The 19,207-nt window shown below is 62.7% G+C and carries 14 protein-coding genes and 5 pseudogenes; 2 read left to right on the forward strand and 17 right to left on the reverse strand.

Annotated elements, in window-relative coordinates; genetic code table 11:
- Positions 1 to 94: 94 nt before the first annotated feature.
- The 6 genes and pseudogenes from ACCQ05_RS10060 to mgtA form a co-directional block, all read right to left on the reverse strand.
- Positions 95 to 706 (reverse strand): response regulator transcription factor, encoded by a 612-nt coding sequence (locus ACCQ05_RS10060; protein ID WP_372394022.1) that lies wholly within the window; start codon positions 704 to 706, stop codon positions 95 to 97.
- Positions 707 to 717: 11 nt separating this feature from the next.
- On the reverse strand, positions 718 to 1,794 hold the full coding sequence (locus ACCQ05_RS10065; RefSeq protein ID WP_372393673.1) for a sensor histidine kinase: 1,077 nt from the start codon (positions 1,792 to 1,794) through the stop codon (positions 718 to 720).
- A gap of 334 nt (positions 1,795 to 2,128) precedes the next feature.
- Positions 2,129 to 2,668 (reverse strand): MgtC/SapB family protein, encoded by a 540-nt coding sequence (locus tag ACCQ05_RS10070; RefSeq protein WP_372393674.1) that lies wholly within the window; start codon positions 2,666 to 2,668, stop codon positions 2,129 to 2,131.
- A protein-coding gene (locus ACCQ05_RS10075) for an IS3 family transposase (protein ID WP_372360270.1) occupies positions 2,669 to 3,813 on the reverse strand; the annotation gives its coding sequence in 2 pieces (ribosomal slippage) (positions 2,669 to 3,576 and positions 3,576 to 3,813; 1,146 coding nt in all).
- Between the two features lie 77 nt (positions 3,814 to 3,890).
- Positions 3,891 to 4,094, reverse strand: a pseudogene (locus tag ACCQ05_RS10080) (MgtC/SapB family protein); the annotation flags it as partial.
- Positions 4,095 to 4,132: 38 nt separating this feature from the next.
- A pseudogene (mgtA, locus tag ACCQ05_RS10085) lies at positions 4,133 to 6,341 on the reverse strand (magnesium-translocating P-type ATPase); the annotation flags it as partial.
- Here mgtA and ACCQ05_RS10090 point away from each other — a divergent pair.
- Positions 6,288 to 6,623, forward strand: coding sequence for a hypothetical protein (locus tag ACCQ05_RS10090; protein WP_506191559.1), 336 nt, complete (start codon positions 6,288 to 6,290; stop codon positions 6,621 to 6,623). The pseudogene mgtA and the gene ACCQ05_RS10090 sit on opposite strands and share 54 nt — an antisense overlap.
- Here the strand turns inward: ACCQ05_RS10090 and ACCQ05_RS10095 are convergent.
- The 5 genes and pseudogenes from ACCQ05_RS10095 to ACCQ05_RS10115 form a co-directional block, all read right to left on the reverse strand.
- Positions 6,618 to 6,926: pseudogene (locus ACCQ05_RS10095) on the reverse strand (cation-transporting P-type ATPase); the annotation flags it as partial. The gene ACCQ05_RS10090 and the pseudogene ACCQ05_RS10095 overlap by 6 nt on opposite strands.
- 21 nt (positions 6,927 to 6,947) lie before the next feature.
- Positions 6,948 to 8,459, reverse strand: a complete 1,512-nt coding sequence (locus ACCQ05_RS10100) for an efflux transporter outer membrane subunit (RefSeq protein WP_372394024.1) — start codon at positions 8,457 to 8,459, stop codon at positions 6,948 to 6,950.
- Complete coding sequence (locus ACCQ05_RS10105) at positions 8,459 to 11,572, reverse strand: efflux RND transporter permease subunit (RefSeq protein WP_372393675.1); 3,114 nt, start codon at positions 11,570 to 11,572, stop codon at positions 8,459 to 8,461. The genes ACCQ05_RS10100 and ACCQ05_RS10105 overlap by 1 nt, the downstream gene beginning before the upstream one ends.
- Positions 11,565 to 12,692 (reverse strand): efflux RND transporter periplasmic adaptor subunit, encoded by a 1,128-nt coding sequence (locus tag ACCQ05_RS10110; protein ID WP_228961476.1) that lies wholly within the window; start codon positions 12,690 to 12,692, stop codon positions 11,565 to 11,567. The genes ACCQ05_RS10105 and ACCQ05_RS10110 overlap by 8 nt, the downstream gene beginning before the upstream one ends.
- 162 nt (positions 12,693 to 12,854) lie before the next feature.
- Positions 12,855 to 13,175 (reverse strand): hypothetical protein, encoded by a 321-nt coding sequence (locus tag ACCQ05_RS10115; RefSeq protein ID WP_228961475.1) that lies wholly within the window; start codon positions 13,173 to 13,175, stop codon positions 12,855 to 12,857.
- Between the two features lie 510 nt (positions 13,176 to 13,685).
- Here ACCQ05_RS10115 and ACCQ05_RS10120 point away from each other — a divergent pair.
- A pseudogene (locus tag ACCQ05_RS10120) lies at positions 13,686 to 13,826 on the forward strand (transposase); the annotation flags it as partial.
- Between the two features lie 14 nt (positions 13,827 to 13,840).
- Here the strand turns inward: ACCQ05_RS10120 and ACCQ05_RS10125 are convergent.
- The 6 genes and pseudogenes from ACCQ05_RS10125 to ACCQ05_RS10150 form a co-directional block, all read right to left on the reverse strand.
- Positions 13,841 to 14,086, reverse strand: a pseudogene (locus tag ACCQ05_RS10125) (oxidoreductase); the annotation flags it as partial.
- 20 nt (positions 14,087 to 14,106) lie between these two features.
- A complete protein-coding gene (locus ACCQ05_RS10130) occupies positions 14,107 to 15,030 on the reverse strand; it encodes an NADP-dependent oxidoreductase (protein ID WP_228961474.1) in 924 nt (307 codons plus the stop codon).
- Positions 15,031 to 15,125: 95 nt separating this feature from the next.
- Positions 15,126 to 16,076, reverse strand: coding sequence for an IS481 family transposase (locus ACCQ05_RS10135; protein ID WP_372391432.1), 951 nt, complete (start codon positions 16,074 to 16,076; stop codon positions 15,126 to 15,128).
- 215 nt (positions 16,077 to 16,291) lie between these two features.
- Entirely contained in the window at positions 16,292 to 16,969 is a 678-nt protein-coding gene (locus ACCQ05_RS10140; RefSeq protein WP_228961473.1) for a TetR/AcrR family transcriptional regulator, read from the reverse strand.
- A 311-nt stretch (positions 16,970 to 17,280) separates the two neighbouring features.
- Entirely contained in the window at positions 17,281 to 17,904 is a 624-nt protein-coding gene (locus tag ACCQ05_RS10145; protein ID WP_104542114.1) for a DUF8082 domain-containing protein, read from the reverse strand.
- Between the two features lie 44 nt (positions 17,905 to 17,948).
- On the reverse strand, positions 17,949 to 19,076 hold the full coding sequence (locus ACCQ05_RS10150; RefSeq protein WP_104542116.1) for a Cache 3/Cache 2 fusion domain-containing protein: 1,128 nt from the start codon (positions 19,074 to 19,076) through the stop codon (positions 17,949 to 17,951).
- Positions 19,077 to 19,207 lie beyond the last annotated feature (131 nt).

Here is a 19,207-nt window from a genome sequence, read left to right on the forward strand (position 1 = left end):
AAGCTAGGCGGATGGCAATGGACTTTCGCCACTTCCTTCGCAAATGAGTGAGGTGCTGGTAGCCTCCTGTGCGAGTCATCTCGGAGGATTGGCACTAGATTTTCAACTTCTCAGTCATTTTCACTAGATCCGCGAGCGAGCCGGCCTGCATTTTGCGCATCGCATGACCGCGGCGAACCTTTACGGTAATCTCGCTGATATTCAATCGTGATGCGATTTGTTTGTTCAATAGGCCATGCACGACCAAGCGCGTGACATCTTGCTCGCCGGCCGTCAGCGAGGCCCATCGTGCTTGAAGTTCGGCTGCACGCGCTGCAACATTGCGTCGCTCGCGATCCTTTTCGATGCCGCTTTGGATCGCATCGAGTAATGCCTGATCATTAAACGGCTTGGTCAGGAACTCGATCGCACCGTTCTTCATGGCCTCGACTCCCATGGCAATATCGCCGTGGCCTGTGATGAACACAACAGGAAGGGCAATTTCCAGTTTGCTCATTTGTCGATGGAAATCCATGCCGCTCTGCCCTGGCATACGAACATCCAGTACAAGGCACCCTGGCACAGCCTCCATCGTGTGAGCCAAAAAATCCTTGGTTGAACCGAACGTCAACGCCTTCAGTCCGACCGAGGCCAACAAATCCTCAAGTGCTGCACGAACTGAAACATCGTCGTCAACGATATAAACGGTCGGATTGTCCGATGCCACTAAATTCTTTGTCACGGATGCTTCTCCGGCGAAGTGCTCGGCACGCTGAATCGAAAAATCGCCCCGCCGCCCGCATTCGGCTCCGCCGATATTTGCCCGCCATTGGCCTCGACAATCGCCCTGCTGATGCTCAGGCCGACCCCGATGCCTTCCTCCTTTGTGGTCCAGAATGCTTCGAACAAGTGCTCACGCACCCCTGTTGGAATACCTATGCCGGAATCAGAAACCGAGAATACAATGGCGCCTTCTTCGATCTCCGAGGTGATACGCATACTTCGCGTTTGCTCAGGAACCGACGCCAACGCCTCGATGGCGTTCAATACCAGGTTGCCGATTACCTGCTGTATCTGAACCCGATCAGCCAAAGCGGAAGGCAGGTCGGGACGTAGCTCGGTCGTCAGGCGAATGCCGGTGCGTTCTATCTCGGCCTGGGAAAGAGCGATGATTTCAACAATGGCCTTATTGAAATCGAACCTGCTCATGTGCGGAGGCTCTCCACGAGTGAGGCTACGTACGCGGGCAATGATGCTGCTTGCACGGCCGGCGTCGCTCAGTATGCGGTCAAGTGCCTGGCGTGCCTTGTCAAGATTCGGCGGCTCCTGCGCCAGCCAGCGTTGACAGGCATTGCCACTGGTCACGATGGCCGCCAGTGGTTGGTTGACTTCATGCGCGATGGAGGTGGTCAGTCCTTCCAGACTTTTGACGCGGGTGATACGAATCAAGTGAGCCTGTGCGTCGTGCGCCGCCGTTCGCGCAGCCTCAGCCTTCAGGATCAGGAAGGCGATCATGACGATCGTCGCGATGCTGATACCCATATTCATCAGGCCCGCCTCCAAATCACCGTGAGGCGTGAGCGCAAAGCTGATTGCCGTCATCACGATGCACAAGGCGGCGAGCGTGATCAGCCCCCGACGACGTAGAACACGTGCCGAGACAAAAATGAGCACTGTGTAGAAAACGGCTACAGCGACCTCGTACCTCGTAGTCGTGTCTGCCACGAATATGACCACCATGGCGATGGCGATAAGTGCGGTATTGAGGAGGTGGTGCGCTCTTGGTGAGGACGACTGCGTGTGATCGGCGTGCATGGCATGCTCTACAAATATCTGCTGATGGCTTGCGACTCGAGATCGGGACGGCCGGCACGTCCGTCGGCGCGCACCGCTTCTTCAGGGCAGTGGCTGATGTGCGCATGCACAAGTGGCTCCTTGGTGTTCGTTATCGCATGATTGCCGCCAGCAACGTCTGCCCTGCGTCCACGCTGCGACGGCCTTCTTCGAGCATTGCGATGATGCTCTTTAGATGACTCTTTGCATGTCGAAGGCGCCTGATGATCTTCGAATCCTATTTCATTTGCATAGTCATAATTTCCAGGGGGCTAGGCTAGCATGCGAGCCATGGTCTTGCTTGGGATGCGCATGCTCATTCCCCATCGCCTGCGTTCCAGAAAGCTTGCCGGACACCTGGCAAGAGCTCCGCCTTCCTGACCACCGCATCGAGTTCTTCGGACTGCACGGCGGTCGCGTACAAAGTGAATTCGATCTCCACTTCTCTCTCGCCAAAGGCGTGGTCGTTTATATGTCGTGCGGGATAGCTGGCGTCCTCCAGAATCTCGATCGTCTTGTCCCGAATATCCGATTGGTCCTCACGCGAACAAATCACGAAGACCATGTAGGTGGCTTCGCTGGTCTCCTCGCGAAAGGGGCTGCGATTGATTCGATTTACCACGGGCCGCAGTAGCGTATTGCTCGCCAACACGAACAGAGCAGCTAACCCGGCCTCGCCCAGCAGTCCGGCACCAGCGCAGGCGCCTACTGCACCAGCTCCCCACAAGGTGGCCGCTGTGTTCAAGCCAGAAATGCTGGCGCCTTCTTTCATGATGGCCCCCGCGCCGAGGAAGCCGATGCCGGATACGACGTAGGCGACAACGGTGATCTGATACGCCCAGAGTTCCGTAGACACTCAAGACCCTCGTTGCGCGTAGCGCCGTTCAAACTCTACAGGGGACAGGTCACCAGTTGAACCGTGGCGGCGGTTGGGGTTGTAGAACATCTCGATGTAGTCGAATACCTCGGCGCGTGCGGCGTCCTTGGTGGGATAGATCCGTCGCCTGATCCGCTCGCGCTTGAGCAGGCCGAAGAAGCTCTCCACGGGTGCGTTGTCGTGGCAGTTGCCACGCCGACTCATGCTGCACACCAAGCCATGGGACGCCAGGAAACTCTGCCAGTCATCGCTGGTGTAGACCGACCCTTGGTCCGAGTGAACCAAGCAACCAGCGTTGGGTTTGCGCCGCCACACCGCAGACAACAAGGCCTGCACGACCAACTCGGTGTCGGCCCGATCGCGCATCGCCCAGCCGACGACTTGCCTGGAAAACAGATCGATCACCACAGCCAGGTACATCCAGCCTTCGTGCGTGCGAATGAAGGTGAAATCGCTCGCCCAGGCCGTGTCCGGCTCGGTCACGTCGAACTGCCGATCCAGCAGGTTGGGTGCCGCCTTGCACGGCGTTCCGCCATGGAAGCGCGGTTTGCGACCATAGCCCACCTGGGCACGCAGTCCCTCGGCGCGCATCAATCGATGCACACGATGGCGACTGCAACGCTCACCCAGATCGCGTAGATCCTTGGCGATCTTGCGATGCCCATACACACTGCCGCTAGCCAGCCAGTGGTGCTTGATCAGCCCCAGCAGGCGTTCGTCTTCCTTGGCGCGCTCACTGTCGGGCGAGCACAACCAGGCGTAATAGCCCGACCGGTTGACCCGCAATACCCGGCACATCGCACAGACCCTGAATTCCCTGCAGTAGGCTTGCATGAAGGCGTACTTTGCCTTTACCCCTTGGCAAAGTACGCGGCGGCCTTTTTTAGGATGTCGCGCTCCTCGGTGACGCGGCGCAACTCGGCCTTCAGGCGCCGAACCTCGGCGCTCTGGTCTACCTCGGCGCGCTGTACCACGCCGGGCTTGCCGAACTTGCGCAGCCAGGCGTACAGGCTGTGCGTGGTGACACCCAGCCGCTCGGCGACTTCTGCCACCTTGAACCCACGATCGGTCACTTGCCGGACCGCCTCGATCTTGAACTCATCCGTATACCGCTTGCTGCTCATAGACACCTCCGAATCGACCATTTTCCATGGCCATGAGATGTCTAGGAAACCCTGGGCGTATCAATCGTTGTCTGCGAGCCGCCGTTGATCTCGAACAACCGAGCACCCAGCGAGACGAAGATGGCGGCGCCGACCGAAACCAAAGTGTTTGTACGTAGTCCAGCCGTGCGTTGTCGCACCTGTCGTTCCAGGCCAATCAGCGCGCCGAGAATGAAGGCGACTGCTAGATTCGCGAAGGTTATCGCAAGTGCGTGAGGGCTGCTGAAGTGAATGGCGTCCATCAATCTCCATGTCCTGGTCGGTTTTGCTCAATGAAATGTCACTGCCAGCCAAATCGACGGATGTAGATGTTCTTCATTGCCGTCGTCAGGAGCGCGTAGCCCAACAAGATGCCCGCCAGCCAGGGAAAATAGCTCGTGGGCAGTGCCTGAAGCTTGAGGTGTCCGGCCATCGGGCTCATCGGCAGCGCCACGCCGACGGCCATCATCAGCAGAGTCATGAACATCAGCGGCCAGGCAGCGCGACTCTGAATGAATGGCAATTTGGGTGTGCGGATCATATGGACGATCAAGGTTTGCGTCAGCAGTCCGACGACGAACCAGCCAGACTGAAACAACGTCTGCTCGGCCTGGGTGTTTGCGCCGAATACGTGCCACATCAGTGCAAAGGTGGCGATATCGAAGATCGAGCTGATCGGGCCGAAGAAGATCATGAAGCGTCCGATGTCGGCAGGGTTCCAATTCAGTGGCTTGGCGACCAATTCGTGGTCGACCTCGTCCAATGGGATTGCGATCTGCGAAATGTCGTAGAGAAGGTTTTGCACGAGCAACTGCAATGGAAGCATGGGCAGGAACGGCAGGAATGCACTGCCTACCAGGACGGAGAAGACGTTTCCGAAATTGGAACTGGCCGTCATGCGGATGTATTTGAGCATGTTGCTGAAGGTACGACGACCTTCGATCACGCCTTCCTCGAGCACCATCAGGCTTTTTTCGAGCAGGATAATGTCAGCCGCCTCCTTGGCAATGTCCACGCCGGAGTCGACCGAAATGCCAATGTCTGCAGCCGTCAGCGCGGCGGCGTCGTTGATGCCGTCGCCCATGAAACCGACAACATGGCCGTTGGACCGCAGAGCGTGCACGATGCGTTGCTTGGCGTCAGGCGTAAGGCGAGCGAAGATCTGGTGCAACTCGACAGCCTTCGCCAGATCCGCGTCGCTCATCTCCTCGACCCGCGGGCCAAGCAGAATGCGCCCGTGCTCCAGCCCGACTCGTCCGCATACGTGCGCGGCGATGAGTTCACTGTCGCCAGTCAGTACCTTGACCTGGATGCCATGCGCTGCCAAAGCCCGCAGTGCTGGTGCGGTGGATTCCTTTGGCGGATCGAGGAAGGCGATGTAGCCGATCAGGATCAGTTCGGCTTCGTCGGCCACCGAGTATACCGATTGCGAGGCTGGCAGTTCCTTCATGGCCACTGCGACGACGCGCAGCCCTTGCTCGTTCAGGTCGCGTGTGGCCTCATGCACTCGATCCAGCAGCTCCGCATCGAGCGGCACATGCCGGGCTCCCTGCGTGGTTTCGATCCGGATCCGACTGCACACCGACAGGATCTCATCGACCGCGCCCTTGCAAATCAATGCATGGTGGTCGTCCCGCTCGGAGACAACCACCGACATCCGACGCCGCACGAAGTCAAAGGGAATTTCGTCAACCTTTCGATAGTCCTGCGTGATCCGTAACTCACCTTGCAGCTCTGCATGCTCCAGTACCGCATGGTCGAGCAAGTTCTTCAAACCGGTCTGGTAGTAACTATTCAGATAGGCGTAGCGCAGCACGTCGTCAGACGGAGTGCCGAAGGCATCGGTGTGTCGTTCGAGTGCAATCCTGTCCTGCGTAAGGGTGCCCGTCTTGTCGGTGCAAAGGACGTCCATCGCACCGAAGTTCTGGATCGCATCCAGGCGCTTGACGATGACCTTCTTGCGCGACATCACCACAGCGCCCTTGGCAAGGGTCGAGGTCACAATCATCGGCAACATTTCGGGCGTTAGACCGACCGCAACCGACAGTGCGAACAGGAAGGCTTCCGTCCAGTCTCCCTTGGTGAAGCCGTTGATGAGTAGCACGATGGGCGCCATCACCAACGCGAAGCGAATCAGCAGCCAGCTGACGCCGTTGACACCGGCCTGAAAAGAGGTCGGGGAAGGGTCCATGGCCGTGACGCGCGCCGACAGTGCGCCGAAGTAGGTCCGGTTGCCGGTGGCGATGACCAGCGCAGTCGCCGAACCCGAGATGACGTTGGTGCCCATGAAGACCAGGCTGGGCGCGTCGAATATCGACTCGAACGGTCTGTCTATCTTCGCGAACTTTTCCACAGGCAGGGATTCGCCCGTCATTGCAGCTTGGGAGACGAACAGGTCCTTGGCCGTCAGCAGGCGGCAATCTGCGGGGGATCATGTCGCCTGCAGACAGCACAATATGGTCGCCTGGCACGACCTTTCTGATCGGAAGTTCGATCTGCCTGGCGGTTCTGCCCCCGCGAATGTTGACGCCGAAGTATTTCTGCCCAACCTCGACGACCTGACCGTCAAGCGCTTGGCGCCGAAACACCGTGGCAGTAGTGCTGACCATCGCCTTGAGCCGTTCCGCTGCCCGATTAGAACGACCCTCCTGAACGAATCGGATCAGCGTGCTCAGCACCACCATCGTGCCGATCACGACAGCGGCCTTCATGTCCTCCGTCAAGAAGGAGATGCCAGCCAGCAAACTGAGAAGAAGATTGAACGGGTTCTTGTAGCAATGCCAAAGGTGTAGCCACCACGGCAGGGGCCTTTCATGTTCCACCTCGTTCGGACCAAGGCGAACGCGACGGTCATCGGCTTCGGCCTGGGTCAATCCGTCCTCATGGGACGACATGCGTACGATTGCAGCGGTGACTTCATCGCACGCGATACGCCGCATGTCACGGCGGACGCGCTCGAACGCGGACTGCCCATCCCCGCTGTTCGTGTTGCGCAGGGCCTCAAGGATGGCAGGACGTTTGAAATAACGATTCGTGCGACGCCGGGCAAGGAAATCGCTGAAGAGATTTTTCAGCATGCCGTCGATGATGTTCATAAGGTCTCCGGGACGACTGAATCAGCCGCCGTCAGGCCGTGCGATACTGGCTGCCTGGGTTTGTCCGTCGGTCGCTTCGGGCTCCTGCCACCATCCCCCCAACGCCAGGTACAGCGCTACGGTGTTCGTGTAGCGGCTGGCTTGAGCCTGGACCAATGCCAGCGTCTGTTGCTGATAGGTTTGTTGGGCGAGGATCAAGTCAGCCTGCGGCGTCGCTCCCAACTCACGTTGGCGATGAGCCATCGCCAGGCTCTTTTTCGCTGCTGCCTCCGCGGCACTGGCAGCACGTAGGGTTTCTGCGTCGCTGACGATGGCCTGCAAGGTGTCCGCAGTGTTCTGGAACGCGGTCAGTACCGTGCTGCGGTATTGCGCCGCCGCTTGGTCGTAGTTCGCCTCAGCCGCGCGTTGTTGGTGCCTCAGCGTTCCGCCGCGGAAGATCGGTTGCAGGAGATCCCCGCCCACCGACCAGAATCCGCTACCGCTGCGAAAAAGTTGCGAGAAGTCGAGTGCAGAGCTGCCCAACGTGGCCGTCAGGGTGAGGTTGGGCAGTCGCGCGGCCGTGACGACGCCAATCTGCGCGCTGGCCGCATGCAATTGCGCTTCGGCTGCGCGGATGTCCGGCCGCTGCTCGACCAGGCTGGACGGCACGCTGACCGGCAGGTCCGACGGTAGGGACAGGGAGGCCAGTTCGACATGCTGGGCGGCCTGTTCGCTGGGTAGGCGTCCGGCCAGCACGGCGAGCCGGTTGTGCTGCGCGGCCAGTTGCTTCTCCAGTGCCGGCAACGAGGTTTGCGCTTGCGCCAGCGCAGCCTCCTGTGCGGCCACGTCGGTGCCGCCGATCTGGCCGGCCTGGTGCTGACGACGCGAAATGTCCAGCAGTCGCGTCGCCGACTCGATGAGGTCGCGCGTCGCGGTGATCTGCGCGCGCAACGAGGCTTCCTCGATCGCTGCAGTGACGACGTTGGACACCAGCGTCATGTAGACGGCTTCGCGCTGGAAACGCTGCACGTCTACCGCGGCGGAAAGCGCCTCGACCTGCCGCCTGTTGGCGCCGAACACGTCCGGCACGTAGCCGACGCTGAGCTGCGTGGTGTGCAGGGTGTACAGGGTGACTTCCGAGTCCACCAATGGACTCGCGAGCGGTCCTGGCGTTTTTTGTCTCGTCGAATTGACACCGGCATCGACGCTGGGCCAGAAGGCGCCTCGCTGCGCGGCCGCCGTCTCGCGCGCGGCGCGCAGTGCGGCTTGGGCCGCCTTCAGATCGGGATTGGCCTGCAGCGCGGCGGCGACCAGCTCGTCGAGCGCCGGGGAGCCGAAGGCTTTCCACCATTGCGCCTGGACTTGCTGGCCTTGCGCGAAGCGTTGCGCCTCGCCGGCGAAGCCGGGTGCCGAAGCGGTTTGCTCGGGCAGCGTCCCGGCGACGTAGGAGTGAGCTGCTGGGGCCGCCGGGCGCTGGAAGTCCGGTCCGACGGCGCAGCCTGCCGTGGTCGCCAGCAGCAAGGCGAGCGAGGTGTAGCGAGCCGTGCTGTTCATCATGGTGCCCCTTGTTCGGATGCGATGCGCGCGCCGTTCCTGGTCTGGCGCAGCGCGATGCGGTTTTCGATCAGGTAGTAAAGCGAGGGCAGCAGCGCGAGGGTCAGGACGGTGGCGGTCAGCAGTCCGCCCACGACGACCGTGGCGAGCGGTCGCTGCACGTCGCTGCCCAGTCCGGTGGCCAGCATGGCCGGCGTGAGGCCGAGCGCGGCCACGGTTGCGGTCATCAGCACCGGGCGCATGCGGCTGCGCGCGCCTTCGAGCACCGCCTCGCGCAGGCGCTTGCCTTCCGCCTCGCGCAGCCGGTTGATCTGCGCGATCATCAGCACGCCGTTGAGCACGGCCACGCCGAACAGAGCGATGAATCCGACCGCGCTCGACACGTTGAGCGTCATGCCACGCAGATGCAGCGCGGCCAATCCGCCGAGCATTGCCAGCGGCACCGCGGCCAGCACGAGCAGGGGCTGATGCAGGTTGCGGAACTCGCCGAACAACAATAGGAACATGATGCCCAGCGTCATCGGCAGGATCAGCGCCAGTCGCGCCTCGGCGCGTTCCAGGTTCTCGAACTGACCGCCCCACCTGATCTGGATGCGCTTGTGGTCGAAGTGTACGTCGCGCGCGACGGCGGCATGCGCCTCGCTCAGGAAGCTCGCCAGATCCCGGTCGCGCACGTTGAGGCGCACGATGATGTTTCGCTGCGCCAACTCTCGCACGATCACGCTTTCACCGGAGACCGTGCTGATGCGTGCCACCTCCGACAACGGAACCTGCTCGCCGCTGGGCGCTTTCAGCGTGAGGTTACCTATCACGTCCGGACTGGAGCGGTACTTCTGTGGAAAGCGCACGGTCATGTCGTAGTTCTTTTCGCCGACGTAGAGCTGGCCGATCGGCGTGCCGCCGATACCGGTGGCGATCAGGTCCGCGACATCGGCCGCGTTGATGCCGTGCCGGGCCGCCGCGGCACGGTCGAGTTCGATCTTGAGGTTGGGCAGCGGCGGCTCCACGTCCACTGCGACATCCGCGGCACCGGGCACGCGCTTGAGAACCTCGGCCAGCCGGTTGGCGATGCCGCGGACTTCAGCCAGGTCGTCGCCGAAGACCTTGACGGTGAGGTCGCTGTGCGCACCCGACAGCTTGTCCTGCACGCCGTCGATCATCGGCTGCATGAAGCCGATCGTGTAGCCGGACATTTGTGCGTAGCGATCGGCCAGCTTGGCGATCAACTGCTGTTTGGTCAGGCCGGATGTCCAATTCCTGTACGGATGCAGTCCGACGCTCGCCTCGATGTGCGAGGGCGTCCAGTAGTCGGTGCCATCGTCGTTGCGGCCGGTCTGCGTCACCATGTAGGACACCTCCGGGAACTCCAGCGTGACTCGCCGCAGTTCGTTCGCCATCGCCGATGCCTTGTCCAGCGTGATGCCCGGCGGCAGCTGGACTTGCAGCCACAACGAGCCTTCATCCAGATACGGCAGGAAGTCGCGCCCAATGGTGGAGAACAGCACGATCAGTCCGAGCACGGCGGCCAGACAGGTGGCGAGCAGCCACCGCGTCTTGCCCACGGTGCGTTCCAGGAAGCCGGCATAGCGCACGGACAGCGCATCGACCACAGGGTTGTGGAACACCTTGCGCGGCTTGCGGAAAGCCAGCCAGGCCAGGGCCGGGATCAACGTGAGCGCCAGGATCAAGGCTCCGGCGAGTGCGATGCCGACCGCATACGCCATGGGTGAAAACAGCTTGTACTCGATGCGCTGGAACGCGAACAACGGCAGGTACGCGCAGACGATCACGGCCATGCCGAAGAAGATCGGTCGCGCTACTTGCAAGGTCGCCTGGATCGCGTCCTGAGCCTGCAGGGGGCGGTCCTCGTTCTCCTCGCGCTTGCGCAGGATGTTCTCGACCAGCACGACGGCGCCGTCCACCAGGATGCCAAAGTCGATGGCGCCGAGCGACAGCAGGTTCGCCGGAATCTTGAAGTGGTGCATGAAGACGAACGCGATCAGCAGCGACAACGGAATCGTCAGTGCGACGATCGCTGCTGCACGCGGGCTGCCGAGAAATAACAGCAGCACGAGGCTGACCAGCACGATGCCTTCGGCCAGCGTAAAGCCGACGGTATGCAAGGTGGCCTCGATCAGCGAGGTACGGTCGAGGTAGGGAACGACCTTGACATCCTGGGGCAGCAGGTTCTCGTTGAGGTCGCGCACGGCCTCGTGGATGCCGGCGAGTGCCTGCGAGGGGTTATAGCCCTTGAGCAGCAGCGCGATGCCCTCGATCGTGTCGGGGTTGTCGTCCTTGCCGAGAATGCCGCGGCGTTCGACGTTGCCATAGGTGAGCGTGCCCAAGTCCTTGACCAGCACGGGCACGCCGTCCTTGGTCTTGACTGCGACGTTGCCCATGTCCTCGAGCGAGCGCAGCAACCCGACGCCCCGCACCACGTAACTCTGCTCGCCCCGATCGACGACGCTGCCGCCGCCGTTGGCATTGTTGGCAGTGATCGCGTCCTTGACGTCCTGCAGCGACAGGTCGTACTGGCGCAGCCGGTCGGGATCGAGTTCGAGCATGAACTGCGTTGTCAGACCGCCGAAATTGCTCACGTCCACGACGCCCGCAGCCTTCTTCAGGCGGGGGATGACCGTCCAGAACTGCAGTTCGGACAGCTCACGCAGGCTTCGCGATCTGGATTCCAGCGTGTAGCGGTAGATCTCGCCGGTCGGCGAGGTGTAAGGATCCAGGCCGGGCATGGCGCCGTAAGGCAGCGATACCTCGTTCAATCGTTCCTGCAAGCGTTGCCGGGCGAAATAGCCATCGGTGCCGTCCTCGAAGACGACGGTGATGAGCGACAATGCGAACAGGCTACGCGAGCGCAACACGTGCATGCCCGGCGTACCGAGCAGGACACGCTCAAGTGGAATGGTGATCTGTTGCTCGACCTCCTCGGCACCCAGGCCGGGCACCTGGGTGACGATCTGCGAGGTCACGTCGGCGATGTCGGGGTAAGCTTCGACCGGAAGCTGTTTCCAGCTCCACGCGCCATACAAGGCGACAAAAAAGAACACCAGCCAGGCGATGCCGCGGCGCTGGAAGCAGGTGCTGACGATGGCGTCAATCATTGAGCAGCACTCCATCGTGGATCACGATGCGCTCGCCGGCCTTGAGCCCGGACAGCACTTCGACGCGATCACCGACGGTCGCCCCGACGCTGACCACACGGGACTCGAATCGGAACGGAGCTTGCTCGACGAATACCCGCGTATAGAGGCCGCTTTGCAACAACGCGCTCGCGGGCGCGAGCAGCGTCGGGTGACTGCTGCCGGTAAAGCCGACGCGGGCGAACATGCCGGGCTTGAACAGACCCGCGCGATTGTCGATGGCGATGCGGACAGACGCCGTTCGCGTGTCGGGGTCGAGCAGATCACCGATGTACTGCACCTTGCCGTCGAACGCGCGATGGGCATAGGCGTTGGGAACGATACGCGCGGCCTGGCCGAGGAATATCCGCGGCAGGTCCTTCTCCGGCACGCTGGCCGACAGCCAGACGGTGGACAGGTCCGCAACCGTCATGATTGAGGCGGTGTTGTCGTTCCAATAGCCGCCCTGCGAGCCGTTCATTTCGACGACCCGTCCGGAGATGGGCGCGCGCAGCACGTATTCGCGCCGGAGGTCGCGGCCGACCGAGACACCGAGCTGCGCCAGCCGATCGGTGCTTGCTCGCGCATCGCTTTGGGCTGCCGACAACGCCAGTTGTGCGGCTTCGAAATCCTTCTTGGCCGAGATGTCTTGCTCCTGCAGCGCGCTCTGGCGCGCGAATTCCTGGCGAGCCTGGGCCAGCGTTGCCTGCGCCTTGACATGGTCGCTATAGGCCAAGCCGAGGTCGGGCGAGTCGATGGTGACCAGCGCCTCGCCGGCCTTGACCGAATCGCCGAGCTGGTGGTGCAGCCGCACGATGCGGCCGGCCAGGGGCGATGTGATCTTCACCAGCTTTTCGGGCACCGCCTGGATGACGCCGGGCGCGTCGATCGTCTGCGCGAATGCCTGCTGCTCGATCGGGGTGACGACCAGGCTCTTGCGCAGCGGTGACCCCGCCGGCACTGTCACGAGTGCGCCTTGGCGCTGAAGGTCGCCAGTCTCTGCCGTTTTGCCGTTGGAGGCATCGGCAGCAGGATGGGTGTCGCTGCACGCCGCCAGCAATGCGGCGCAAATGAAGGTCACGATAAGGGAGGCGGTTTTCATTGGAACGTCCGAGGCTCGGATGGATGTGAGATTGACGTGGCGTGGCCGTCGCGCCCCACGTGAGGAAGAGGGATGCCGCGTCTTGGTACCGGGAAGGGGCGCTTGCCCAAAGGATGCGGAGGCGCCCGATGAGACCGTTCGCGTGCTTGCCTTACGCGTGCGCTACCAACGAGGGAACAGCGACGACGCAGGTGCGACCGATCGCGCGTACAAAGGCGCGTGGGCATGAAGACCTTCTGCCTCGCGCAAACGGTTGCGTGCGGCGCGGGGCAGGTGGCACAGGACGGCGGCGCGATCCGCTGCGACCAGCATGGACAGCGCATCGGCGATGACGCGGCCGGACAGGTCCGACAACGCCCAAGCGAATGCCTGATTGCCCTGCGAGTTCAGTAGGGCGCGAAGTGCAGCAGGACGATGCGATGCGACAGCGGCACGCAGTGCGCGTCGCAGGGCATCATTGCGATGGGTGTAGAGAAGCTGCATGAGATCCTCCTCGGGCACTCAGCCGGGAGGCATCTCAAGCGCTCAGGCGAGCGAGAACCTCGTGACTGATGCCCAATGTTTCGTTGCGTTCATGGGCTGATGGGACTGGCTGTTGAGTGCGCATAAGCGCCTGCTCGGGTCGGGGTCCATAAACTTCCTCCTCGGTGTAAGGCGGCCTATAAAAAGCATCGCGGTATCCATCGCAATCGCACGCGGACAGTCGCGGTGTTTGGCCGGTCTCGTTGGTTGAATCGGCGAATGATCGACGCAAGGAACTGGTCCAGGCCTGCTCAATCACTCGCACCGCTCGCCCTCAAAGACGGGCGTCTTCAAGCTCGTGTGGTCGCGTCGATTCGACCCGACGACAGCGCGAATTTTCCCATCAAGAATTCATGCCTGCCAGCAGGCGTTAGGACCTATGCGATATACCAACGTATATCGTTGCTTGGCTGATATGCCCACGGTGCCCCAGGCATCTCAAGGCCATCAGTTGGCGACTCACAGGTGTCCGTGAGCAGTAAGCGATATACGGATGGGTTCAAGATCGAAGCGCTCCGGCAAGCGCCCGATCGTGGGTCCAGGGCGGAAGACGCCGCCGAACGGCTGGACCTCACCACGCACCGCCTGTACGCCTGGCTGCGCAAGTTCGGCAAGCCCGGCGTGAACAAGGCTTCGCGCAGCAGCGCTTGGAGACCGTGGGTCCATGGAATTCGGCGGCGTCGATGTGAGTGGCGCCGAGCGCGTTGAGCTCGCGCAGCACCGCAAGCGCCACTTCCCGGTCTTGCTCAGGCCCCTGCACGTGATGCCCGGGCAACTGCATGCTGCCGTCGCCCATGCATGGCGAGTTCGACCGAGGTGCCCGGCAGGGTGAAGCTGCCGCCGAGGGAGGGGGCAGGGGGGGCATCGGTGATCTCGTTGCCTGGATGAGGGATCAGGCGACGGCGATGACGATCTTGCCGCGTGCCTTGCCGGAGATCTGGCGGGCCCAGGCCTGGTCGAAGTCGTCGATACCGTGGGTACTGTCGATCACCACGCGCACGCCTTGCGCAGCGATGTCCGAGAGCAGCTGGTCAAGACGGTCTGCATAGGGCTTTGCGTAGAAGATGCTGGCCCTGACGCCGGTGGCTTCGGCATCGGCCTGGTCCGGCGGCATGGTGGTGGACACCAGGCGTCCGCCCTTGCGCAGTACCGTGTACGAGCGGGTCTGGGTATCGCCGCCGACCAGGTCCAGCACCACGTCCACATTGGACACGCGGCTGCTGAAGTCCTGCGTGGTGTAGTCGATGACCTCATCTGCGCCCAGGCTGCGTGCCAGTTCCAGTCCATCGCCGGAGGCGGTGGCGATGACGCGTGCCCCTGCCTTGTGCGCGAACTGCACCGCGAAGCTGCCCACGCCGCCCGCGGCCGCGTGGATCAGTACGGTTTCTCCAGCGGTGAGTTGCGCTGCGGAAAACAAGGCATGCCACGCGGTGATGCCGGCGGTGGGAATGGCAGCGCCTTCGGTCACGGACAGGCTGGGCGGCAGCGCGACACAGGCGCTGGCAGGGACTGCGGCAAACGCGGCCACAGCGCCGCTTCGCCCGGCATCGGTCCACACCAGCACGCGGTCGCCGGCACGCCATTGGGTCACCGCCGAACCGACGCGCTCGATGCTGCCGACCAGGTCGGTGCCCAGGGTGATGGGCAAGGCGATGTCGAAGAACTGCTGGGCCACGCCGCAGACCACCAGTGCGTCGAGCGGGTTGAGGGCAGCCGCCTGCACCCGCAACAGCACCTGATCGGGGGCGATAGCGGGGACGGGAATGTCTTCGAGGGCGGGGCGATCATTGAAGTGATGGATGCGGACAGCTTTCATGGTGTGCTCCGGATGGAATCGAACAGGCGAGGCTGCGCGGTGCAGCAGTCGCGATGGGGTGCTGGACTGCGGGTGGTGAAGCTGGTTTCTGTTGGCTAGCTGTGTAAACCCACCACGTTGTTCAGTGGAATGTGGATGCGGGAGATGGGTGGGCGTTTTCCGAGACTGGCATGGGGCCGATGCCAGTTGTAGTGATGGAGCCAGGGCAATAGGTGCGCGGCACGTTGCTCGGAGTTGTCGTAGCGGTGGGCATAAGCCCACTCACGCAATGCCGTCTGGATGAAGCGTTCTGCCTTGCCGTTGGTGCGTGGGGTATAGGGACGGGTGCGGTAGTGCCTGAGGTTGAGGCGCCGGATGGTGCGGGCGAAGGCCTTGGAGCGATAGCAGGCGCCGTTGTCGGTCAACACCCGCTGGAAGGTCACGCCCAGGCTACGGTAGTAGCGCAATGCGGCGATCAACGCCCGGCAGGCACTAACACCGCACTCATCTGGATGCAGGCTGGTAAAGGCAACGCGGGAGTGATCGTCGATGGCGACATGGACATACTCCCATCCGGCGCCTCGGCTGGTCTGGGTACGGTCCCCCGTGACGCGATGGCCGGCTTGCTGGAAGCGCCCGAGCTTTTTGATGTCCAGATGCAACATGCCGCCAGGCTGGGGGTATTGGTAGCGCACGACAGGGGGCTTGGGTTCCAGTTCGGCCAGGCGATGCAGGCCGGCACGGCGCACGATGCGCGCGATGGTGCTGTGGCCCACGTTCAGGTGGGTGGCGATCTGCCAATAGGTGGCGCGTTGTCGGCGTTGCTGCAGGATCTGCTCGACCAGTTCCGGCGGCGTGGCATGCGGACAGTGTTGAGGGCGCGAAGAACGGTCCTGCAGGCCGTCCTCTCCCAGCAGGCGGTAGCGCGCCAGCCACTTGTAGGCGGTCCGCACGCTCACGCCACTGGCGTGCGCGGCCTCTTCCACTCGCAAGCCGTGCTCCACGATGCGCTGCACAAGCAAGGCTCGACCTCGTGGCGTCAAACGGGCATGTTTATGCAGGTTCATCCGGGGCTCCTGGGGGCTGGGTTGGTGTGGTAACCCCCATCTTCCAGATCGGCCCCGGATGAACAACCTACTGAGAGATCACAGCTAGCGGCCAGGAGCCAGACGACGGGCACGGCTGACCATCCCGGATCGGCCGATCCAGACGATGCGACGGGTAGGGTGCACGGCAATGCAGGCGATGGCGCTGCCGGTCGGTTGGGGTGGGGCGTCAGCGCTTATCCGCTGCGTTCTTCGAGAGTCTGTGCGCCGACCGCCGCGCCCTGCAGCAGGGTGCAGACGGCATTGCCGACGATGACGTCGATTTCCGAGTCGTGCAGCGGTGGGTTGATCAGGCCGACGATCGCCAGCAGCTTGACGTGGCTGGCGGTCATGCTCATGAACTGTTCGGCCAGCACGTAGGCAGACAGGCCGGTGGTGAACTGGCCCGGCGCGTCGCCTTGCTGGGTGGCGATCCAGGCGGCCACCTTGGCCTGGATCTTGAGGTAGCTGGAATTCAACATTGCCTGCGCGATGTCGGGGAAGCGCTTGCCTTCGTTGGTCAGGATGCGGTGCACGGCCAGGGTGCGCGGCGACAGCGCGGTGCGCACCAGGGTATGGCCGAGCACGGGCAATGCCTCTGCCGGGTTGCGGCCTTCGATCACCAGGGCATCGAGTGGCTTGGCCATTTCCGCAGCCACATGCAGCATCGCCGCCTTGAACAGGCCTTCCTTGCCGCCGAAATGTGCGTAGACATTGCGGCGCGACCCGCCGACCACCGCAAGGATGTCGTCCACGGACACGGCGTCGAAGCCTAGATCCAAAAAACGCTCGGAGGCGACCACGAGCAGGTCGTGGATACGCTGGGCGCCCTTGGTGGTGCGGTGGGTCGGTGGAGCGGGATCGGTGTTTGCCACGGCTGCATCCGCTGACTGTGCCTGGTGAGGTACTGTACCGTACCATTTTGGACTTGCAAGCGATTTTTGCGGCGTCGCTAGGGAGGGTAACTGGACACGCACTGCTGACCTGCCGGCGGTTGCGTGGGCTCGCGCCGTCTGCATCAGCTGAAATCGCTGTCACCCAAAAACACAACGAGCGCCAGGGCGCTCGTCAGTTTCGATCCAAAATCAGGGCTTGCATGGTTGCAGCAGGTCGAACGAGCCACCGGTGGTACTGCATGTGGATCGACAACCGCCAGAAACGGTCCGTGTGCTCCCGATGCCGCTCCTCAGCGCACCTTGGCCAGGGCAGTGCGTGCATCGGTCATGAAACGCTGCGCTTCCTGCGGCGTGGAGAGATTGGCGCCCAGCTGGCTGAGCACTTGCTCGATATCGCTGGAGGCGTCCCAGGCTTCGTCGCAGAGCATGCCGGCGATGGGGCCGAGATAGTTCAGCGCGACCTTTTCCAGCGCATCGCGCACGCGCTCGTCCGGCGCGCTGGTGCCGCCATTGGCTGACGGTGCAGGGGCAGGCGACGCCACCGGCGCCGGTGCCGGAACGACTGCGGGCGCGACCGGTGCGCGAACCGGGGACGGCGCGCCGCCCAGGTCCTGCTCGAAGCCACCCATCAGCCACTGGCGCGAATCCTCGCTCAGCAGCGAGGGTTTGCCCAGGCCGGCGCCCGGGTCGGCCTGGAAGCGGGCCTTTGCCGCATTGACCATGGTGAGGCGTTGCACCGCCTCATCATTGCGCAGCATGCGGAAGACCACTTCTTCGATCTGCCCGGCGTTGAGGCGGACGATGCAGGAGTGGTTTTCTTCGGTGACGACGAACAGAAAGCCGGACGCCTTCTTCAATGCCAGCGCCCTGAGCTCGCGCAGGACCTCGATCAGCGGACGGAATTCATTGGACATGGCGTCTTCCTTGCATCATCTGGTACGTCATCGGACGGAACGGCTCAGCGCTTGCTGAGACGCTCCATGGCCAACCGGACGCTGTTGGACAGGCGGGAGATGGCGCGCGCCAGCGTACCAATTTCATCCTTGAGGTTGACCTCTTCGATCGTGTGGTTCCACTTGCCCAGGCTGAGTTCCTCGGCCACGGTGGTCAGATGCTGGATCGGGCGCAACACGCGGCTCCAGATCAGGGCCCACTGCAGGCCGAGCAGCAGCGCGCACACCAGCAGGCCGATGCCGGCGATCCACAGCGACTGCCGCACGATCACGCCGTTGACGTCGCTCTTGGGATAGGCGGACACCAGGGTGAAGCCCCAATCGGGCACTTCCTGCTTGGTCACCACCCAGTCGTCCGGGCTGTCCTTGACGATCCGCTCGATGGTGGCGGTGTCGGTGGTGGCACCGGTGGTGGACTGGAAGCGCAGCTTGTTCTTGCTGTCGAAGATGGCAATGAAGCCGGAATCGAGCACGCGACGGCTGCTGACCACGTTTTCCAGCGCCTGGGTGTCGGCCTTGTAGCCCACATACCAGGCGCCGATCACGCGCTTGTCGCTGCCGGCGAAGATCGGCTCGTAGCCGGTGACGTACGGGTTGCCCAGGATGTCGACCACGCCGTAGAAACTTTCGCCGTTACGCAGCTTGGCCGCGGCCTGGCCATTGGGATCGAGCACGGTGCCGATGGCGCGGCTGCCGTCGTCCTTCTTGACGTTGGTGGAGATACGCACGAAGTCCTCGCCGGTGCGCGAGAACAGCGTGGCGGTACCTTCGTGGATGGCGGTGACGTCGTCGAGCATGGTGAAGACGTTGGCCTGCGAGCGCTGGCCCAGCAGCAGGTCGTTGGCGTTGCGGTCGGCCACGCGGATCTCATTGCCCAGGCTCGGCGCACCCTGCGCGTTGGCTTCCTTGCGCAGCTGGCGCATCGAGGAATTGACGCGGTCGAGCATCATCGAGCGGGTGACCGTGAACAGGGTCTGCAACGACACCGACTGGCGCTCGATCGACTCGCCGGCTTCGAACTTGACCCGGTTCGCTTCGGTAATGGCCAGAATGACCGTCAGTGCCACCACCACGACCAGCACCAAGGCCAGCACCGGCAACAGCAGGCGCACCCGCAAAGAGTGACGAAGCATCGCAATTCCCCTGAACGCGTTTAGTGATTGAATCGATTGCCACCGCAGCCCAGTGCGGCGGTCGGACGTGGCCCTTATCGGCTGTCGCCAAGGATGCTGAAGCGGCCCCCATGCCGCTGGCGGTGCATACG

Source organism: Xanthomonas sp. NCPPB 3582 (genome assembly GCF_041475735.2).
GTDB classification, from domain to species: Bacteria; Pseudomonadota; Gammaproteobacteria; order Xanthomonadales; family Xanthomonadaceae; genus Xanthomonas; species Xanthomonas codiaei.